The 19,931-nt window shown below is 63.4% G+C and carries 20 protein-coding genes; 12 read left to right on the forward strand and 8 right to left on the reverse strand.

Features of this window, described 5'->3' with window-relative positions; genetic code table 11:
• Positions 1-4 precede the first annotated feature (4 nt).
• From BHD07_RS25980 to BHD07_RS25995, 4 genes are all read right to left on the reverse strand, one after another.
• Positions 5-562, reverse strand: a complete 558-nt coding sequence (locus tag BHD07_RS25980) for a GNAT family N-acetyltransferase (protein ID WP_338283721.1) — start codon at positions 560-562, stop codon at positions 5-7.
• A gap of 125 nt (positions 563-687) precedes the next feature.
• On the reverse strand, positions 688-1,425 hold the full coding sequence (locus BHD07_RS25985; RefSeq protein ID WP_338283722.1) for a Bax inhibitor-1/YccA family protein: 738 nt from the start codon (positions 1,423-1,425) through the stop codon (positions 688-690).
• Between the two features lie 246 nt (positions 1,426-1,671).
• The gene (locus BHD07_RS25990) at positions 1,672-4,263 is read right to left on the reverse strand and encodes an ABC transporter permease (protein ID WP_100672712.1); all 2,592 of its coding nucleotides are present in this window, start codon (positions 4,261-4,263) and stop codon (positions 1,672-1,674) included.
• Positions 4,260-4,979 carry an ABC transporter ATP-binding protein gene (locus tag BHD07_RS25995; RefSeq protein WP_018097386.1) on the reverse strand — a complete coding sequence of 240 codons (720 nt, stop codon included), beginning with the start codon at positions 4,977-4,979 and terminating at the stop codon, positions 4,260-4,262. Before BHD07_RS25995 ends, BHD07_RS25990 begins: the two co-directional genes overlap by 4 nt.
• Positions 4,980-5,049: 70 nt before the next feature.
• Between BHD07_RS25995 and BHD07_RS26000 the strand changes: the two genes are divergently transcribed.
• From BHD07_RS26000 to BHD07_RS26040, 9 genes are all read left to right on the forward strand, one after another.
• Complete coding sequence (locus tag BHD07_RS26000) at positions 5,050-5,691, forward strand: arylesterase (protein ID WP_100672713.1); 642 nt, start codon at positions 5,050-5,052, stop codon at positions 5,689-5,691.
• Positions 5,692-5,805: 114 nt separating this feature from the next.
• Positions 5,806-6,393, forward strand: a complete 588-nt coding sequence (thpR, locus tag BHD07_RS26005; protein ID WP_100672714.1) for an RNA 2',3'-cyclic phosphodiesterase — start codon at positions 5,806-5,808, stop codon at positions 6,391-6,393.
• 127 nt (positions 6,394-6,520) lie between these two features.
• On the forward strand, positions 6,521-6,838 hold the full coding sequence (locus tag BHD07_RS26010) for a 4a-hydroxytetrahydrobiopterin dehydratase (RefSeq protein WP_028010554.1): 318 nt from the start codon (positions 6,521-6,523) through the stop codon (positions 6,836-6,838).
• A gap of 128 nt (positions 6,839-6,966) precedes the next feature.
• Complete coding sequence (locus BHD07_RS26015) at positions 6,967-7,344, forward strand: YkvA family protein (protein ID WP_100672715.1); 378 nt, start codon at positions 6,967-6,969, stop codon at positions 7,342-7,344.
• A gap of 328 nt (positions 7,345-7,672) precedes the next feature.
• Positions 7,673-8,176: an invasion associated locus B family protein gene (locus BHD07_RS26020; protein ID WP_100672716.1), complete on the forward strand. Its 504-nt coding sequence runs from the start codon at positions 7,673-7,675 to the stop codon at positions 8,174-8,176.
• A gap of 258 nt (positions 8,177-8,434) precedes the next feature.
• A complete protein-coding gene (rlmN, locus tag BHD07_RS26025) occupies positions 8,435-9,670 on the forward strand; it encodes a 23S rRNA (adenine(2503)-C(2))-methyltransferase RlmN (RefSeq protein ID WP_100672806.1) in 1,236 nt (411 codons plus the stop codon).
• A 204-nt stretch (positions 9,671-9,874) separates the two neighbouring features.
• Positions 9,875-10,828, forward strand: a complete 954-nt coding sequence (locus BHD07_RS26030) for an ABC transporter substrate-binding protein (protein WP_018097379.1) — start codon at positions 9,875-9,877, stop codon at positions 10,826-10,828.
• A 219-nt stretch (positions 10,829-11,047) separates the two neighbouring features.
• A complete protein-coding gene (locus BHD07_RS26035) occupies positions 11,048-11,926 on the forward strand; it encodes an ABC transporter permease (RefSeq protein WP_100672717.1) in 879 nt (292 codons plus the stop codon).
• Positions 11,923-12,717, forward strand: coding sequence for an ABC transporter ATP-binding protein (locus tag BHD07_RS26040; protein ID WP_100672718.1), 795 nt, complete (start codon positions 11,923-11,925; stop codon positions 12,715-12,717). Before BHD07_RS26035 ends, BHD07_RS26040 begins: the two co-directional genes overlap by 4 nt.
• Positions 12,718-12,944: 227 nt before the next feature.
• Here BHD07_RS26040 and BHD07_RS26045 read toward each other — a convergent pair whose 3' ends face one another.
• Positions 12,945-13,586 (reverse strand): LysE family translocator, encoded by a 642-nt coding sequence (locus BHD07_RS26045; RefSeq protein ID WP_100672719.1) that lies wholly within the window; start codon positions 13,584-13,586, stop codon positions 12,945-12,947.
• A 250-nt stretch (positions 13,587-13,836) separates the two neighbouring features.
• On the opposite strand from BHD07_RS26045, the gene BHD07_RS26050 reads away from it, so the two are divergent.
• On the forward strand, positions 13,837-15,054 hold the full coding sequence (locus tag BHD07_RS26050) for an argininosuccinate synthase (RefSeq protein WP_100672720.1): 1,218 nt from the start codon (positions 13,837-13,839) through the stop codon (positions 15,052-15,054).
• Between the two features lie 63 nt (positions 15,055-15,117).
• Here BHD07_RS26050 and BHD07_RS26055 read toward each other — a convergent pair whose 3' ends face one another.
• Together BHD07_RS26055 and BHD07_RS26060 are read right to left on the reverse strand one after the other, a co-directional pair.
• Positions 15,118-16,356, reverse strand: a complete 1,239-nt coding sequence (locus tag BHD07_RS26055) for a multidrug effflux MFS transporter (RefSeq protein ID WP_338283729.1) — start codon at positions 16,354-16,356, stop codon at positions 15,118-15,120.
• A complete protein-coding gene (locus BHD07_RS26060; RefSeq protein WP_100672807.1) occupies positions 16,353-16,832 on the reverse strand; it encodes a MarR family winged helix-turn-helix transcriptional regulator in 480 nt (159 codons plus the stop codon). The genes BHD07_RS26055 and BHD07_RS26060 overlap by 4 nt, the downstream gene beginning before the upstream one ends.
• 331 nt (positions 16,833-17,163) lie before the next feature.
• On the opposite strand from BHD07_RS26060, the gene leuC reads away from it, so the two are divergent.
• Positions 17,164-18,573: a 3-isopropylmalate dehydratase large subunit gene (gene leuC / locus BHD07_RS26065; protein WP_100672722.1), complete on the forward strand. Its 1,410-nt coding sequence runs from the start codon at positions 17,164-17,166 to the stop codon at positions 18,571-18,573.
• Positions 18,574-18,685: 112 nt separating this feature from the next.
• Entirely contained in the window at positions 18,686-19,237 is a 552-nt protein-coding gene (locus BHD07_RS26070) for a SixA phosphatase family protein (RefSeq protein ID WP_100672723.1), read from the forward strand.
• 27 nt (positions 19,238-19,264) lie between these two features.
• On the opposite strand, the gene BHD07_RS26075 is transcribed toward BHD07_RS26070, so the two are convergent.
• Positions 19,265-19,813: a L,D-transpeptidase family protein gene (locus tag BHD07_RS26075; RefSeq protein ID WP_100672724.1), complete on the reverse strand. Its 549-nt coding sequence runs from the start codon at positions 19,811-19,813 to the stop codon at positions 19,265-19,267.
• Positions 19,814-19,931 lie beyond the last annotated feature (118 nt).

A 19,931-nucleotide genomic window follows, 5' to 3' on the forward strand; every position in this document is an offset into this window, starting at 1 on the left:
AGGCTCAGCTCCTATAAAGCGTATCCGGATAGACGCCCTCGGCGGGCTTCGTTGCGGTTCCTTCTCCGAGCGGCCGCTGCATCAAGGCCGTATCCAGCCACCGGCCATGCTTGAAGCCGGTTGCCTTCATCAGCCCCTGCAGTTCGAAGCCGAGCGCCCGGTGCAGGGCGATCGATGAGGGGTGCGCCCCGCCGATTACCGCTATCATCTGGCGGAAGCCGAGAGCCGTACAGCGCCCGACCAGTTCGGAAAGCAGCGCCTTGCCGATACCCTTGCCCCGTGCTTCCGGCGAAAGATAGATCGAATCCTCCACCAGGAACCGATAGGCGGTGCGGTTGCGGAAGGCGGAGGCATAGGCATAGCCGATAACCGTGCCACGCTCGTCCAGCGCGACCACATAGGGGTAGCCGTTGCCGGTGATCGTGGAGAAGCGGAGCGCCATCTCGGCTTCGGATGGCGGCGTCTCCTCATAGGTCGCGACCCCGTTCAAGACGGACTCGCGATAGATCTCGGTAATCGAGCGGAGGTCGGCGGCAACGGCGTCGCGGAGCGTGGCGGTCATGGAATTCTTCGCGCATTATGGCTGGAGATGTACTGTCTCGCATGGATGCGCCGGATCGATCAAGGCCGGCTCCGGCAAACAAAAAAGGCGGCCGAGGCCGCCTTTTCCGTCAAACCGGTTCGCTACTACTCGTTCCTGTTGCCAAGGAACTGCAGCATGAACATGAACAGGTTGATGAAGTCGAGGTAGAGCGTCAGCGCACCCATGATGGCCTTGCGGCCGGCGACCAAGGCGTCATCGCCTTCAAAGTACATTTCCTTGAGCTTCTGCGTGTCGTAGGCGGTCAGGCCGGCGAAGATGAGCACGCCGATCACCGAGATCGCAAAGCCGAGTGCCGAAGAGGCAAGGAAGATGTTGACGACGGATGCGATGATCACGCCGAAGAGGCCCATGATCAGGAACGATCCGAGGCCCGAAAGGTCTTTCTTCGTCGTATAGCCGTAAAGCGACAGGGCGCCGAACGAAGCAGCCGTCACGAAGAAAGTCTGCACGATGCTGTGGCCGGTGAAGACCAGGAAGATCGACGACAGGGACAGGCCCATCAGCGCCGCATAGACCCAGAAGGTCGTCTGCGCCGCGGAAACGCTCATGGAATTGATGCGGAAGCTCAGGAAGAACACCAGCGCAAGGGGCGCCAGCATCACGACCCACTTCAGGGGGGAAGCGTAGATAAGCTGGGCGAATGCCGGATTAGAGGCGGCAAGCGCATAGGTTCCGTAAGCTGCCACGCCGGTGATCGCCAGGCCGAGGGCCATCAGGTTGTAGACCTTCAGCATATAAGCGCGAAGGCCTTCGTCGATCACGGCACCCGCCTGAGCGCCGGCGGGCGACATTCGGGTTTGGTAGTTTCTCAGATCAGCCATTGTTTCCTCATTTAAGCCCCGGTTGAAGTTACGGTGTCGGGCGGCGAACCTTGTCGTTCCTTTGCGCGCCCAGGCGCCGCTGCGGGGCTCCAGCATGCCTGTGGACAAATATGATGGTGAACGCCGTCATGCACAAGGGCGAAGCGCTTGGAATCGAACAAAGTCGGCCCGCCGGACCATCAAACTGGAGTGATTTACGGTTAACTCGGCCGTCATGGCCGAAATCGCGCGACAGGCATGGCAGGATCAGAGTTCCCGCAGCACCGGAGCGGCCTTTTGCCCGAGGACGCGCCAGGTGCCGGCGAGGCCGATCCCGACCGTGACGACCAGCGCAAGAACGATGGTCCCGACGGCAACGTCCGGCAGGAAGCTCGACGGCAGGGTCATGATGCGGCTGACGACGAACCAGGCCGAAACGCCGCCGGCGAAAAGCGCGAAGACGGCAGTCGCCAGGCCGAGAATGACGTATTCGTAGCTGAAGGCGCGGATCAGGGTCGCCCGCGTCGCGCCGAGCGTCTTCAGGACCACCGCATCGTGGATGCGGGCACGGTTGCCGGCGGCAAGTGCGCCGGCAAGCACGAGGATAGACGCGACAAGCGCGACCGCCGCGGCCGCGCGCACCGCAGTTGCAAGCTGCCCGAGCAGCGTATTGACGATGTCGAGCGCGTCCTTCACGCGCACGCTGGTGATCGTCGGGTAGGCATTCGTCACCCTCTTCAATACCGCCGCCTCCTCCTCGGCCGAAGCGTCGGGATCGATGATGGTCGCGAGCCAGGCATGCGGGGCGCCGGCGAAGGTGTTCGGCGAGAAGACCATGACGAAATTGATCGACAGCGACTCCCACTCGACCTCGCGGAAATTGGCGATCCGGGCCGTGATGTTGCGGCCGAGCACGTTGACGGTCACCGTATCGCCGAGCTTCAGCCCGAGCTCGCGGGCCTCCTCCGCCGAGAAGGAGACGAGCGGCTCGCCGCCATAGTCCTCGGGCCACCAGCTGCCTTCGGTGAGTTTGGAATTTTCCGGCCTGTTCTTGGCATAGGTGATGCCGCGATCTCCGCGCAGCACCCATTGGCCGCCGGGGGGAACGTTGCGGCTGTTCACATCCTCGCCGTTGAGCGCGACGATGCGCCCGCGCAGCATCGGCACTTCGATGATCTTGCCCTCCGGCATAGCTCCCGCGAGCACGGAGCGGAAGCCTTCGATCTCGCTGCCCTGGATGTCGACGAAGAAGAAGTTGGGCGCGCGCTCGGCCATGTCGCCGGTGAGCTCGCGCCGCAGATTGCCGTCGATGAGCGCCAGCGTCACCAGAAGAGTGAGACCGAGGCCGAGCGACAGCACCACCGACGGCGTCAAGGCACCCGGCCGGTGAATGTTGCCGATGGCCAGTCTCAGCGCCGGCGAATTGACGCGCGGGCTGCGCCGCGCCAGCCAGGATATGAGGAGCGAAACCCCGCGCAGCACGATGAAGGCAAAGGCGATCGCGCCAAGAAAGATCAGCGAAATGGAACGGTCATAGGCGGCCCAGACCGCGAGCCCGGCAAGTCCTGCCAGGCAGATGAAGGCGCCGGCGAGATAGGGCAGGGCAGGCAAGCCCGCCGGCTCGAAACCCTGCTGCCGGAAAAGCGCAGTCGCCGGCACACGGCGCGCCCGCCCGAGCGGCAGGATGGCGAAGGTCAGCGCCGTCAGAAGGCCGAAAAGCGCCGCAAGACCCAGGGCCGAGGGATAGAGCACGAATGCGGTGGATACGGGCAGCAGGCCGGCAAGGAACTGCGCTGCCACGAAGGGGATGAGGGCGCCGAGCACGAGGCCGATCGCGATGCCGATGAGGGCGATCATCAGGATCTGCGCAAGGTAGATCATCGCGACCAGCGACGCCGGAGCGCCGAGACATTTGAAAGTCGCGATGACGCTGCGCTTGCCGTCGAGATAGGAGCGCACGGCGTTGGCAACCCCGACGCCTCCGACGATCAGCGCCGTGAGCCCGACGAGCGTCAGGAATTGCGAGAAACGCGTGATGTTTGCGTTGAGGGAGGGTGCGGCATTGCCGCTCGTCCGTATCGACCAGCCGGCGGAGGGAAAGCGCGTCTCGGCCTGCACGCGAATGAGCGGCACGTCTGCGGGATCCGGCAGGCGGACCTTGTAGGTGTGTTCGACAAGGCTGCCGGTCTGCACGAGCCCGGAAGCGACAAGCGCATCGGAGGAAATCATCAGCCGCGGCGCGAAACCGAAGCCGTCGGAAAGAGCGTCGGGTTCGCTGGCGAGTACCGCGCCGACCCGAATACGCGCATTGCCGATGAGAATTTCCGCGCCCGGCGAGATGCCGAGGCGCTCGAGAAGCAGCGGTGCGGCGACTGCGCCGAACACCTCGCCGTCCTTCGCCAGCAATTCAGGGAGCGGCTTTGCCGGCTCGCTTTCGAGCTTGCCGTAAAGCGGGTAGGCGCCGTCCACGGCCTTGAGCTCCACCAGCGCCTGGTTGGAGCCGTCCGGGAGCCGCGCCATGGAACGAAGACCGGCGGATACCGAAACCTCGCCGAGACCCTGGAGGAAGGCACGCTCGTCCGCGGTCGCCACCCGATTGTTGAGCTCGAACCGGATGTCGCCGGCGAGCAGTTCCTGCCCTTGCGAGGCGATCGTTTCGCTGATCGACTGGGACAGCGAGTTGACCCCGGCGATCGCGGCCGTACCGAGAGCGATGCAGGCGAGGAAAATATAGAAGCCCCTCAGCCCCCCGCGCATTTCCCGGAGTGCCAGACGAAGCGCGAACAGCGGGCGCAGCGCGAGCAGAGGGCGCAGGGAAATCGTGGGGAGCAGCCGCCGGACGGCAACCGTCCCGCTCATGCGGACACGGCTCCCTGCCGGGCCGAGGCGGAGAGCCGTTCAGCGTCGGGGACGATTTCACCGGAGCGGACGCGTATCTGTCTTTCGCAGCGTCCGGCGAGCGCCGCATCATGCGTGACGAGAACGAGCGTCATGCCACGCTCGCGCTGTTCGGCAAAGAGGAGGTCGGCGATCTGTCGGCCGGTCTCCGCGTCGAGGTTGCCCGTCGGCTCGTCGGCGATCAGCAGCTTCGGAGAGGGCGCGAGCGCCCGGGCGATCGCCACGCGCTGCTGTTCGCCGCCGGAAAGCTGCCCGGGGTAGTGCGTCAGGCGTTCGCCGAGCCCCACGGCGATCAGTTCCTTACGCGCTATGTCGAATGCATTGCGGACATTCGCGAGCTCGAGCGGCACCGCGACGTTCTCGAGCGCGGTCATGTTCGGGATGAGATGAAAGGACTGGAAAACGATGCCGACATTGCGGCCGCGGAAATCGGCGACTGCGTCCTCGCCGAGGCGGTGGAGCGCCGTGCCGTCAATGATGATTTCGCCGCCGTCGAGCCGCTCCAGCCCAGCCATGACCATGAGCAGAGTCGATTTGCCCGAGCCCGAGGGGCCGACGATGCCCACCGATTCGCCGGCATCGATCGCGAGGCTTACGCCCTTCAGCACATGCACGGACGCCGCAGCTTCGCCCAGCGTCAGATCCGCATTTTTCAACTCGATGATGGTTTTTGCCACGCGAAAGAGCCCTATATGAAAATTTGATACGGATCATCAAACAATTGTCCGCCGATTTAGGAACGAGCCTATGGCATTAAAAGACTTTCTGCCCATTTTATTCGGCCTGACAATGACAATCGTGTTATCGGCGGCGGCTCGCGCCGAGCCCGTCAGCCTCGTCGGCTTCGGCGACAGCCTGATGGCCGGCTACCAACTTCCCCCGGAAGATGCCTTCCCCGCCCGCCTCGAAAAGGCCCTTAAGGACAAGGGGCTCGCCGTCACGATCGCCAATGCCGGCGTATCCGGCGACACCACCTCCGGCGGTCTTGCCCGCATCGACTGGTCGATCCCCGACGGAACAGACGGCGTAATCCTGGAGCTCGGCGCCAACGACGCGCTGCGCGGCATCCCGCCGGAAGAGACGCGCAAGAATCTGCAGGCGATGGTCACACGGCTCAAGGAGCGCGGCATCGCCGTCCTGCTCGCAGGAATGATGGCGCCGCCGAACATGGGGCCGGATTATGCGGCGCGCTTCAATCCGATCTATCCCGACCTCGCAAAGGAACACAATCTCGTCTTCTACCCTTTCTTCCTCGACGGCGTCGTGACCGAGGTCGGCCTTAAGCTCGACGACGGCATGCATCCGAACGGCGGGGGTGTCGGCGTCATGGTAGAGCGCTTCCTGCCGACGGCGGAGCTTTTCGTCCGCTCACTTGCGAAAGGAGAATGACAGCGCATCCACAGTTAAGGGAAAGTAAACGTTCCGACGGGACAAATAATGGTTGCGTGCAGATGCGATGCGTGATTCGCTTCAAGCATCTGCAAGAGATTCGGGGAGCTCGCCATGCCGAGACTATTCACCGCCCTCGAAATTCCGCGCAATGCAGCAATGAGTCTTTCCTTGCTGCGCGGAGGTCTTCCCGGAGCTCGCTGGATCGATGTGGAGAATTACCACATCACGCTCCGCTTCATCGGCGACGTCGACTGGCGAACCGCCGACGAGATCATCGACAGGCTTGACCGCATCGAACGGCCCGAGTTTCAGCTGCAGCTGTCGGGCACCGGCGCCTTCGGCTCCAAGAAACCGCACTCCGTCTGGGCCGGCGTCAGCATGGCTTGCGAAATGTTCGCCCTTCAGGCCGAGATCGAGCGCATCTGCCAGCGCATAGGGCTTCCCTCGGATCCGCGAAAGTTCACCCCGCATGTGACGCTGGCGCGCCTGCGCTCCTCGCGCGTCGAGGATGTCGTCGAATATCTCTCCGGGCGCGGTAATTTCGTCACCGCTCCCTTTACCGTCTCCCGCTTCGTGCTCCTGTCGTCACGCGATTCGGTCGGCGGCGGTCCGTATCTCACGGAAGAGGTCTTCCCGCTTCACGAAGAGCGCTCGAACCTCGCGAGCAATGAGGAGCATCCTGCTTCGAGCGTCTGGTAAAGCGCCCGAAGGCCTCCGCCGGCTCCCGGATAGGGACCGGAACGTCCTCGTCGAGCGGCGGGCTTGCGCGTGAACATTGTCGCGGGCAAGCTCGTTGTTAAGGACGGGATGCACAAGGAGGAAGAGCATGCGGCCGGAAAAATTGGACGCGGCGGCCATCGCCGAGCATTTGCACAAGATGGAGGGCTGGGTCCTTGCGGAGGACGGCGGCTCTATATGGAAGACCTTCCGGTTCAAGACCTTCGCCGAGGCCTTCACCTTCATGACGCAATGCGCCTTCGCCGCCGAAAAGCTCAATCATCATCCGGAATGGTTCAACGTCTACAACAAGGTGGACGTGACGCTGTCGACTCACGACGCGGAAGGACTGACCGAACTCGATTTCAAATTGGCGGCAAAGATGGACCAGGCGGCCGAGGGTCGCATGCCCGACCACATGAAATAAGGGCCGCATGCCCGACCATAGCAAACAGGAGCCGCGTGCCCGGCCATTTGAAATAGCGGCCACCGTTCCCATATCAGGCTGCGGCACTACAATGCCGCGCAGTACCCTGAACGACCGGAATCGACGCGATGGACGATATCAAGATCGGTGAAATTCTCCTCCCCGGCGAGGAATCCGAGCAGGAGCGCAAGGAACACAAGGTGCGCCGCCGGTTCTGGCCGACCTTCCGGCGCGCGGCCCGGCAGATTCCCTTCAGCCGCGACCTCGTCGCCGCCTATTATTGCGCAGTCGATCCGGCGACGCCGACGCGCACGCGCGGCATTCTGCTCGCGGCGCTCGGCTATTTCGTCCTGCCGCTCGATTTCGTGCCTGACATGCTGGCCATGATCGGCTTCTCCGACGACATCGCCGTATTGACGGCCGCCTTTGCCGCAATCAGCGGCCAGATCAAGGAACGGCATTACCAAAAGGCCGATGAAGTGCTGCGAGACGGCGCCGGGCAGTGAGGTATTCCCGCTACTGCGGCGTTTGCGCGTCCGATCCCCGGCGCCAGAGGCGCCTTGCCGCAATCCCGCCCGGAAAGTCAAACTCTTGCCCGATTCTTTGTGACATAGAGGGAGGCAAGGGGCGGCTCTCCAGTATCGACGTCGACCGGATCGGCAATCCGTGTGCGAATGGACCTCGATGCGCATGCGGGCGCAAAAAGGGGCGTTTTCCCGAGTCGTTGACGGTTTGGTAACCCGGATTAAGTCAAAATAAACTTAAATCGTGACTATGCGTTGCCCATCCCACGCGGTATCGGGCGACCGTAAGCAAGACAAGCGGCAGGAACTCATGTTTGTAAGAAAGATCGCAACTGCACTCGCACTCGTAATGGCTGCATCCGGCGTGGCTTCCGCTCAATCTCCGACGCGAATCCAGCAGTTCAACGCCTGGGGTGCATATTCCTACCAGGCCGGCAACGGCAAGGTCTGCTATGTGCTGTCCGTGCCGAAGGAAAAGACCCCGGCCGGCGTCGATCACGGCGATATCTTCTTCCTCGTTTCGCAGCGTCCGGGACAGAACATCAGCTATGAGCCGCAGGCGATGATGGGATATCCGCTGCAGGACAATTCCAAGGTCAACGTGGTGGTCGACGGCCGCACCTTCGTCATGTTCACCAAGGGCAATTCCGCCTGGGTGGAAAACGCCGCCGAGGAACCGGCACTGGTCGCTGCGATGAAATCGGGCAAGGCCATGTCGGTCAACGCGAAATCGCGGCGCGGCACGGAAACCTCCTACTCCTATTCGCTCTCCGGCATTTCGGCCGCCCTGAAGCAGATCGAGGCCTGCAAGTAAGAGCCAAGCGCGCGTGACGATTGCAAGGGTCGGCCATGAGGCCGGCCTTTTTGCGTTGGGTGTTCAGGCGGATCAGGGGCAGAATAACGTCCCATGGTGACTCGCCGCCAAAAGAATGCTAAAGCGCCCCCAAATTCTGAGCCCCCGCACCCCCGTCGAGCGCGTGGCCGAGGCTCGCCAGATTTCAATTCGAGCATCGGAACAGGATCCGGAAACGTCTCCGGACGAGCCGTCGCTTTACGACAGGACCAGATGAGCATGGCAGCCACCGAGATTCTAAACAGGGCGGACATCGTCAAGGCGCCCCAGGTGCGGCTTGCGCCACAGCCGGAAAAGCCGTCGCTGATCGGCCTGTTGCGCGAAGACATCGCGAAGCTGCTCGTCGAAAAGGGCGTGCCGGAGCGGCAGGTGAAGATGCGCGTCAGCCAGCTCTGGCATTGGCTTTATGTTCGCGGCGTCTCGGATTTCGACGAAATGTCCAACGTCTCCAAGGACATGCGCGAGATGCTGAGGGAGCATTTCACCATCGCACGGCCGGAGATCGTCGAAGAGCAGGTTTCGGGCGACGGCACGCGCAAGTGGCTGCTGCGCTTCCCCCCACGCGGCGCCGGCCGTCCGGTAGAGATCGAGACGGTCTACATTCCCGAGGAGGGCCGCGGCACGCTTTGCATTTCGAGCCAGGTCGGCTGCACCCTCACCTGTTCCTTCTGCCACACCGGCACGCAGAAGCTGGTGCGCAATCTGACGGCGGAAGAGATCCTCGCGCAGCTTCTGCTCGCCCGCGACCGGCTCGGCGATTTCCCCGAGCGCGACACGCCGCAGGGTGCGATCGTGCCGGCGGAAGGCCGCAAGATCACCAATATCGTGATGATGGGGATGGGCGAGCCGCTCTACAATTTCGAGAACGTCAAGACGGCGCTGCTGATCGCGTCCGACGGCGACGGGCTGTCGCTGTCGAAGCGGCGCATCACTCTTTCGACCTCAGGCATCGTGCCGGAGATCTACCGCACCGGTGAGGAAATCGGGGTGATGCTCGCGATTTCGCTTCATGCCGTGCGTGACGATCTGCGCGACATGCTGGTGCCGATCAACAAGAAGTATCCGTTGAAGGGTCTCATGGAGGCCTGCCGCGCCTATCCGGGCCTGTCGAATGCCCGCCGCATCACCTTCGAATATGTGATGCTGAAGGACGTCAACGACAGCCTGGAAGACGCCAAGGAACTGGTGAAGCTCCTGAAGGGCATTCCGGCCAAGATCAACCTGATCCCCTTCAATCCCTGGCCGGGCACCAATTATCAGTGCTCGGACTGGGAGCAGATCGAGAAGTTCGCCGACTTCATCAACCAGGCCGGCTATGCCTCGCCGATCCGCACCCCGCGCGGCCGCGACATTCTTGCCGCCTGCGGACAGCTCAAGTCGGAATCGGAACGCATGCGCAAGGTCGACCGCCTCGCCTTCGAGGCGATGATGATCGCCAATCACGGCGAGGACTGAGGCGGCTCATCGCCCTTCCACCAGTTTCGGGCGTGCCGCACGATCACCGCGATCGATGAAGAAGTTTGATGGATGAAGCTGTTTGCGCCGATTGATTTCGGGCCCTTGCTTTCCTAAGAAAGCGGCGGAATTATTCTGAAGCGATGCGGGAGGGACGTTAGCCGACCTTCCCGGAAATCGCCAACCATAAACCGGAGGACACCCATGCGTTCGCTTCTTATCGCGCTTGCCGCCACGGTCGCGCTTTCTCTACCGGCACGCGCCGACGAAGTCACGGTTGCCGTTACGGCAATCGTCGAACATCCCGCGCTCGATGCCGCACGCGACGGCGTCAAGGATGCGCTGGCCGCCGCCGGCTACAAGGAAGGCGAGAACCTCAAGTTCATTTACGAGTCGGCGCAGGGTAACCCGGCGACCGCAGCACAGATCGCCCGCCAGTTCGCGGGCGAGGCCCCGAGCGTGATCGTGCCGATCTCCACCCCGTCGGCCCAGGCCGTGGTTTCCTCCACCCGCGATATTCCCGTTGTCTTCACCGCCGTTTCCGATCCGCTGGGCGCGCAGCTCGTCAAGGACATGGAGAAGCCCGGCGGCAACGTCACCGGTCTTTCCGACCTGTCCCCGGTCGCCGAGCACGTGGCGCTGATCAAGGAGATCCTGCCGAACGTCAAGACCATCGGCTATCTCTACAATTCGGGCGAAGCGAACTCCGTCTCGCTGCTGGCGGTCCTCAAGGAAGAGGCTGAAAAGGCCGGCCTGACGGTGATCGAATCCGCCGCGACGAAATCGGCCGAAGTCCAGGGTGCGGCTCGTGCGCTCGTCGGCCGCGCCGACGCGATCTATGTCCCGACGGACAACACCATCATCTCCGCCCTCGAAGGTGCCGTCGCCGTCGCAGAGGAAAGCAAGCTGCCGCTCTTCACCGCCGACACCGATTCCGTCTCCCGCGGCGCACTGGCGGCCCTCGGTTTCAATTACTATGACGTCGGAAAGCAGACGGGCGAGGTCGTCGTTCGCGTCCTCAAGGGCGAAAACCCCGGCGATATCGCCGTCAAGGTCGCCGCCGGAACCGATCTCGTGATCAACAAGGGCGCCGCCACCCGGATGGGCGTCACACTGCCGGAGAGCGTCGTGGGGCGGGCGACCCGCACGATCGAGTAACGATCCCCCCTCTCCGGACGATCCCGCTCTCCGGGCGATCCCCTTTCCGGGCGATCCCCTTTCCGGGCGATCATTGTCTTTTTGCCGCCCCCGTTCCATACGGGGGCGGTTCGCTTATCGAGCGGGATACGGAAATGGTGCGCATCCCGCTTCAACTTCAGAATACGTGCTCCGCAGCGCCCTACGCCTGCGGAGCATCCGAGAAGAGGACTACCGGCGTTGAGTCAAATCGCTTTCTGGGGAGCCGTGGAGCTGGGGCTTGTCTATGCCTTCGTCGCCGTCGGCGTCTTTCTCGCCTTCCGGGTGCTCGACTTTCCGGATCTGACCGTTGACGGCTCCTTTCCGCTTGGCGCCGCAGTCACCGCGGTCCTGATCATCGCCGGCGTCAATCCGTGGCTTGCCGCAGCGGTTGCGATGGTCGCCGGTGCTGCCGCAGGGATGGTAACGGCGCTCCTGAACGTGCGGTTCAAGATTCTGAACCTGCTCGCCTCGATCCTGACGATGATTGCGCTCTTCTCGGTCAATCTCCGCATCATGGGCAAGCCCAACGTCGCATTGATCAATGCCGACACGATGCTTTCGCCCTTCTACGGCCTCGGTCTGCGGGACTTCTATGTGCGCCCGCTTTTCGTCGGTATTCTCGTCGCCCTTGCCGTCGTTCTCGTCTGGCGCTTTCTTGAAAGCGATGCGGGCCTTGGGATGCGGGCGACCGGCGCCAATTCCCGCATGGCACGGGCGCAAGGGGTCGACACCAGCCGGCAGATCTATCTCGGCATGGCGATCTCCAACGCACTCGTCGCCCTGGGCGGTGCGCTGTTTGCCCAGACCAACGGCTTTGCCGACGTGACCTCGGGTGTCGGAACGATCGTCGTCGGGCTTGCCGCCGTGATCATCGGCGAGACGCTGCTCGGCGCCCGCGGCATTCTGATCGCGCTCATCGGCTGCGTGCTCGGGTCGATCCTCTACCGCATCGCCATCCAGGTGGCGCTTTCGACCGATACGCTCGGCCTGCAGGCTTCCGATCTCAATTTCGTGACCGCGCTGCTGGTGACGATAGCGCTCATCCTGCCCCGCCTGCGCCGCGGAGGTGCCGCATGATCAACGTCGAAAACATCCAGGTCGTCTTCGGCAAGGGCACGCCGCTCCAGAAGCAGGCGCTGAACGGCGTCAGCCTCACCATTGAGGAAGGTTCCTTCGTCACGGTCATCGGCTCCAACGGTGCCGGCAAGTCGACGCTTCTCGGGGTTCTCGCAGGCGACGTGCTGCCGAGCGGCGGCCGCGTCACGATCGGCACGACCGACGTGACGCGCAAGGGCACGGCGGCCCGCGCAGGGCTCGTCGCGCGTGTCTTCCAGGATCCGCTCGCCGGCAGTTGCGGCGCTCTCTCGATCGAGGAAAACCTGGCGCTGGCCGCCAGGCGCGGCGAAAGCCGCGGCCTGACGCCGGCGCTCGGCTCGCGGCGGCGCGAGCATTTCCGCGAGCGTATCGCCGAACTCAATCTGGGTCTCGAAAACCGCATGCGCGACCGCATGGACCTGCTTTCGGGCGGCCAGCGCCAGGCGGTGTCGCTGGTGATGGCGACGCTTGCGGGCTCCGAGGTGTTGCTGCTCGACGAGCACACGGCGGCACTCGACCCGGGAATGGCCGAGTTCATCATGAACCTCACCCAGAAGATCGTCTCGGACCGCAAGCTGACGACGCTGATGGTCACGCATTCGATGCGCCAGGCGCTCGATTTCGGCCACCGCACCGTCATGCTCCACGGCGGCGAGATCGTGCTCGATGTTGCGGGCGACAGCCGCAAGACGCTTCAGGTCGAGGACCTCATCGCCATGTTCCGCCGCATTCGCGGGCAGACGTTGGACGACGATGCGCTGCTGATCGGGTGACGAAGTTTGGGGGGGGTGTGGCCTCTCATCTGCCTGCCGGCATCTTCTCCCCGTAGGACGGGGAGAAGAGGGCACGCCGCGATCTCGGCGCCCGATCCGCAACCTTGAATATCGACTCGAAATTTGGGTAGCGGATCTTGCCGCTTGTCTCTTCTCCCCGTCAGGACGGGGAGAAGATGCCGGCAGGCAGATGAGGGGCAAATAACCGCAAGCGCCCGGAGGTAATCTCAGCGCGCCTGCGTCAGGAAAATCTTCACGGCAAAAATCGAGAAGACGCCGGCGAAGCTGTAGTCGATCGCCCGCATGACGCGCCTGTTGCGTTGCAGCCAGGTGGCAAGCCAATCGGCGGCGAGCACGACCATCGCATTGACCGGCATGCCGATGACGATGAAGAAAAAGCCGAGGAACAGGAGCTTGCCCGTGACGGCGGGATCTCCGGCGCTGACGAACTGCGGCAGGAAGGTCATGAAGAATATCACGACTTTCGGGTTCAGAATGTTCACCGAAAAGCCGGTCGCGACGTTCGAAAGCGCAGTTCCCTTCGCCTCCGTCACCTTCGTCACCGACAGGCTGGATCCGTAGCGGATCGCCTGGATCGCAAGCCAGAGGAGATAGGCTGCACCGCCGGTCTTCAGAACCAGGAAGGCGGACGGAGATGCCGTGATCAGTGCCGAAATGCCGAAGGCGACGAGCAGCGTATGGACGACGATGCCAAGTCCGGTGCCGAGCACGACGAAAAGCGCGGCCTTCTTCCCCTGCGCCAGCGCCCGGCTGATCGAAAGCGTCATGTCCGGACCCGGTGTCGCGGCGAGGAGGAGACTTGCTGCGGCGAAAGCGATGAGTGTCGGCAGGTTGGGAACGAAATCCATGACGCATTCCTCGAACGACGATCCTTGCTGATACCTCCGGCCTGAGGCTTTTGCCAGTGGATTCACGCGACCTGGCGACCGCCTTGCATTTTCTTCCCGCCTGTCCTCCGCGCTCAAACGCGGCACAGTTTTGGGCGACATGCAGTAGTTCCGCTTGTATCCCCTCAAGTTCTGGCTAAAGTGCCGCAGATTTTCGATGCGGCAGCGCCGCGCCCGAGAGCCTGACAAAACGAGCAGACGGACAAAAACCATGGCATCGCATAAAGACGTCAAGAAGGTCGTTCTCGCCTATTCCGGCGGTCTCGACACCTCGATCATCCTCAAATGGCTGCAGACGGAACTGGGCGCCGAAGTGGTGACCTTCACCGCCGACCTCGGCCAGGGCGAAGAACTGGAGCCGGCTCGCAAGAAGGCCGAGATGCTCGGCATCAAGGAGATCTATATCGAGGACGTCCGCGAGGAATTCGTGAGGGACTTCGTGTTCCCGATGTTCCGCGCCAATGCCGTCTATGAAGGGGTCTACCTGCTCGGCACCTCGATCGCCCGTCCGCTGATCTCCAAACACCTCATCGATATCGCCAGGAAGACCGGCGCCGATGCGATCGCCCATGGCGCGACCGGCAAGGGCAACGACCAGGTGCGCTTCGAACTTTCTGCTTACGCGCTCAATCCGGACATCAAGATCATCGCCCCCTGGCGAGACTGGTCGTTCAAGAGCCGCACCGATCTGCTCGAATTCGCCGAAAAGCACCAGATCCCGGTCGCCAAGGACAAGAAGGGCGAGGCGCCTTTCTCCGTCGACGCCAACCTCCTGCACTCCTCCTCGGAAGGAAAAGTGCTGGAGGACCCGGCCCAGGAAGCTCCCGAATATGTGCATATGCGCACCATTTCGCCGGAAGCGGCACCCGACAAGGCGACCATCATCAAGGTCGGCTTCGAACGTGGCGATGCCGTGTCGATCGACGGCGTGCGCATGTCGCCGGCAACGCTTCTTGCCAAGCTCAACGAATACGGCCGCGACAACGGCATCGGCCGCCTCGACCTCGTGGAGAACCGTTTCGTCGGCATGAAGTCGCGCGGCGTCTACGAGACTCCCGGCGGCACGATCCTGCTTGCGGCCCATCGTGCGATCGAGAGCATCACGCTCGACCGCGGCGCGGCGCATCTGAAAGACGAGCTGATGCCGCGCTATGCCGAGCTCATCTATTACGGCTTCTGGTTCTCTCCGGAACGCGAAATGCTGCAGGCGGCGATCGACAAGAGCCAGGAGCATGTGGAAGGCGAAGTGACGCTGAAGCTCTACAAGGGCAATGTCATGGTCATCGGCCGCGAGAGCGGCAAGTCGCTCTATTCCGACAAGCTCGTCACCTTCGAGGACGATCAGGGCGCCTACGACCAGAAGGATGCCGCCGGCTTCATCAAGCTCAACGCGCTGCGCCTGCGCACGCTGGCAGCGCGCAACCGCTAAGCTCTGAAGGATTGCAGGTTGGGAGCCGCGGTGGATCGCTCCGCCGCGGTTTTTTATCTTTGCTCACTCCGCCGCTTCGCTCAGCGGCGTCTCCGCAGCCGCCGGTGCGACCAGCGGCCTTAGGCGAACGGACCTGCGGTACCAGAAATAGCTTGCAAGCGAGAGAAGGCCGAAGCTCGGAATGATCGTTCCGAGTGCTGTGGCCGGCACCCCGACGAGAGCGGCAAGCGCGCCGCCGAGGAGTCCGGCGCTCATCTGGATGAAGCCCATCATCGCCGAAGCCGTGCCGGCGATATGCGGGAAGGGGGCCATCGCCGCGGTCATCATATAGGGCATGACGAAGGCGATGCCGAAGGCATAGATCCCGATCGGCGTCATCACCGAGAGGAAAGTCGGTTCCAGCGCATGCATGGTGAAGGCGAGGGCGAGGCTCGCCGCGCCGATGAAGAAGAGACCGGCCGGCACGAGCGCCTGCGGCGTGAAGCGACGCATCATGAGACGCATCGTGACCGTGCCCGAAAAGAACAGTCCCGATTGCATGAGCATGCCGATGCCGAACTCGGTCGGGGTGAGCCCGACCTGGCTGATCAGCACGAAGGGCAGCATGGTCGCCCATGCATAGAGCGCGCCGACCGCGCCGGCGATCACCAATGTCGAGGACACGAAGCGAGCGTCCCTCATAAGCTCGCCATAGGCTGCGAGAATGGGCCGGAAATGCCCCTTGTTGCGATCCGGCGTCGTCGTCTCCGCCATGAAGAGCTGAACGATGAAGCACGCCATCAGCGCGAAGCCGACCATCAGCAGGAAGATCGACTGCCAGCCGAACAGGCCAAGCGCGATACCGCCGAGGGTCGGTGAGACCGCCGGCCCGAGCGCCAGCATCATGCCGATCATGTTCATGATGCGCGCCGCCGTTGTGCCGGTGAACTGGTCGCGAACGATGGCGCGCGCCACGGTCATTCCGACGGAGGCGCCGATTCCCTGCACGAGGAGCCCCGCGAGCAGCACCGGGACGGAGGGCGCGAAGGCCGCCATCAGGCTGCCGGCGAGATAGATCGCCATGAAGATCAGCGTTGTTCGCCGCCGGCCGATGACGTCGGAAAGCGTGCCCGAGGCGAGCTGGGCAAGGGCGAAGCCGCCGAAATAGAGAGACAGCGTCATCTTGATCGCCGCTTCGGTGGAGGCGAAGGCACGCACGAGCTCCGGCATTGCCGGCGTGTAGAGCGCCATCGAGATGGGGCCGAGCGCCACCAGGAAGGCGCCGATGATGCTCGTGCGCCGCTCGCTCATCCTGAGCGTCATTCGGCCGCCCCCTTCTCCTTGCCGGCGAGACACGGGTCGAGGCGGCGGAGACTGTCCCGCAGGATCCTCAGGTTTGCGCGCAGGACCTCCCGTCCGTCGTCGCCCAGGTCCTCGGTATAAGCATTCATCATTTCACGCAGGCCCGACATCAGCTCGGTGATGAGCGGGTCGGCCTTGTCGGTCACGACGACGTTCTTGGCGCGCCGGTCCGCCGGATCCGGGATGCGCGCGACGAGGCCCATCGCTTCCAGGCGGTCGAGATAGGCGGAGAGGGTCATGGGCTCGATCCCCATTCGGGTCGCGATCTCCGCCTGCTTGATGCCCTCGGTGACGGCCACCTGGACCAATGTGCGCGCCTCGCCGGGCGTGATCCCGAGGTCCATCGCATTGACCTTGCGATCGAAGGCACCGCGCAACAGGCGGGAGACATCGGTGAGGAGCATCCCGATCGTATCGGACTCGAGTTTGCTGGGCATTTGATCGATCGCGTTGAATAATAAGTTTTGCTTATCATATCCGTTCCGCCCATTCAACGCGAGCACGCCCGTCATCGGGTTTCACTCCCCGCCTCGCCGATTGCCGAACTGTCAAAAAATTGATATGAGCACGGTCATGGAATCCAAATTCGGATGTCGCGAGCAGAAGATCGTCGTGCTGCAGGATCACAAGCGCCTGCCGGCACGCTTTTTTGCGCGCATTTCAGGGGCGCTCACCAGCCGCCTATCCTGATCGCACGATCAGCGTTACCGGCCGCATTGGCGCCGGCCCCCATTCCACATTCTTGAAAATACGATGGATACATACCCCATGAGCGCACCGCGTACTCTCTACGACAAGATCTGGGACGATCACCTGGTGGACAGCCAGGCCGACGGAACCTGTCTCCTCTACATCGATCGTCACCTCGTTCACGAGGTGACGAGCCCGCAGGCCTTCGAAGGACTGCGCATGGCCGGACGCAAGGTTCGCGCCCCGGAAAAGACGCTCGCCGTCGTCGACCATAACGTCCCGACTTCACCGGACCGCCATCTCGGCATCAAGAACGAGGAAAGCCGCATCCAGGTCGAGGCGCTTGCCAGGAATGCCGCGGATTTCGGCGTCGAATATTATTCGGAGAACGACAAGCGCCAGGGGATCGTTCACATCGTCGGTCCGGAGCAGGGCTTCACGCTGCCTGGCATGACGATCGTCTGCGGCGACAGCCACACTTCGACGCACGGCGCCTTCGGTGCGCTGGCGCACGGCATCGGCACGTCCGAGGTCGAGCATGTCCTGGCGACGCAGACGCTGATCCAGAAAAAGGCGAAGAACATGCTGGTGCGCGTCGACGGCCAATTGCCGCCGGGCGTCACCGCAAAGGACATCATCCTTGCGATCATCGGCGAGATCGGCACGGCAGGCGGCACCGGCCACGTTATCGAGTTTGCCGGTGAGGCGATCCGGTCGCTGTCGATGGAAGGCCGCATGACCGTCTGCAACATGACGATCGAAGGCGGCGCGCGCGCCGGGCTGATCGCACCGGACGAAACCACCTTCGAGTACATCAAGGACAAGCCGCGCGCCCCCAAGGGCGAGGCCTGGGACAGGGCGGTCGAATACTGGAAGACGCTGCACACGGACGAAGGCGCCCATTACGACCGCGTCGTCGTGCTCGATGCCGCCAATCTGCCGCCGATCGTTTCCTGGGGCTCCTCGCCGGAAGACGTCGTCTCCGTCCAGGGCGTCGTTCCCGACCCGGACGACATCCAGGACGAGACGAAGCGGACCTCCAAGTGGCGTGCGCTCGACTATATGGGCCTGAAGCCCGGCACGAAGATCACCGACATCGCCATCGACCGGGTGTTCATCGGCTCCTGCACCAATGGCCGCATCGAGGACCTGCGCGCGGTCGCACAGGTGGTCGAAGGCCGCAAGGTCGCCCCGACCGTTTCGGCGATGATCGTTCCGGGCTCCGGCCTCGTCAAGGAACAGGCGGAAGCGGAAGGCCTGGACAAGATCTTCAAGGAAGCGGGCTTCGACTGGCGCGAGCCCGGCTGCTCCATGTGCCTGGCGATGAACGACGACCGCCTGAAGCCCGGCGAACGTTGTGCCTCCACATCGAACCGCAACTTCGAAGGCCGCCAGGGCTTCAAGGGGCGCACGCATCTGCTTTCTCCGGCAATGGCAGCCGCGGCGGCGGTCGCTGGTCATTTTGTCGACATTCGCGAATGGAAATAGCCGGTTTTGAGCTTTTCCGGCGTTTGAGCCGCCCTTCGGGGCGGCTTTTTTTATGCGCATGATGATGCGACAATACGCTGCCGCCCCCGGTTTTCTGTCCTGAGGAGCTTTCATGCCCGATGACGCCCGGCCCTCGACACGCCGACTCATGCTGCTCCGCCATGCGAAGTCCGCCTGGCCGGACGGCGTTGCCGACCATCGCCGACCGCTTTCGGAGCGTGGACGCAAAGCGGCGCCCGTCGTCGGCGCCTTCATCGCCCGGCAAGGGCTTGCTCCGGACCTGGCGCTCGTTTCGACCGCGCGGCGCGCCCAGGAGACCTGGGAGCTCGTCGCCGGGGCGTTGCCGCACAAGATCCCCGAGCGCGATGCGGTCGGCATCTACGAGGTCGCCGCATCGGCCATTCTCGACGCCGTCCGCAGGGTCGAGCCGACGGTGGAGAAACTGCTCCTCGTCGGCCACAATCCGGGAATGGCCGATCTTTCGCTTCTGCTTGCCGGGCGCGGCGATGAAGCGGCGCTGGAGCGGCTGAGGGAGAAGTTTCCGACAGCCGGACTTGCGGTCATGGATTTCGACGTCGAGCGCTGGTCGGACATAGCGCCCGGCACCGGCCGCCTGGTTCGCTTCGTGACGCCGCGCATGCTTGAGGAGGAACGGTCGGGCTGATTCGGGGGCTTTTTCCCGGGGCCGAAGCTACACCACCTTCACGATTATCCCGCGGTGCATTTGCCGGATCAGTCGACGCATTGCCGGAAGGCTGACGGCCACGCAGCCCTCGGTCGGCTCGTAGCCCGGACGGATGAGGTGGAAGAAGATCGCCGAGCCGGCATTGCGCCTTCGGGAGGAAATGTTCCAATCCATGACGAGGCAGATGTCGTAGAGCCCGTCGTCGCGCATCATGCGTTCATGTCCGGCACGAAACGGCGCCCTGACGGGGCGATTGTAGCACGGGTGTTGCGGGGCATCGCACCAGAGCATGTCGCCCCGGACGGCCCGCATCGGCAGGCGCGTCGAGGGAAACGGGACGCGATCGCGCCTGACATAGCCGCCGATGAGCCGCATGACCGCGCGGGGCGTCGCCCCGTCGCCTTCGCGCTTGATGGCAGTGACGCCGCTGCGCCCGATCGCAGCCTGCTCGACCCGTCCGTCGAAAAGCACGAGGGCGCGCTTGCGGTCGCGCGGAGCGGTTCTGACGACGATGGTCCCTTTTCTCGATCCTGTTGTCGACGCCTTCTTGCGCATCGGTCTCACAAATTCTTGCTTTGCCGTGATCGCGCCGCGACCTTAAGCCGGTTTTCCTATATGACGATGCCTGCGGCGCCGTGCGTATCATCCGACGCGCAGACGTCGCTGCGGCCAC

Origin of the sequence: Sinorhizobium sp. KGO-5, from assembly GCF_036245905.1 — a bacterium.
Lineage (GTDB): Bacteria > Pseudomonadota > Alphaproteobacteria > Rhizobiales > Rhizobiaceae > Sinorhizobium > Sinorhizobium meliloti_A.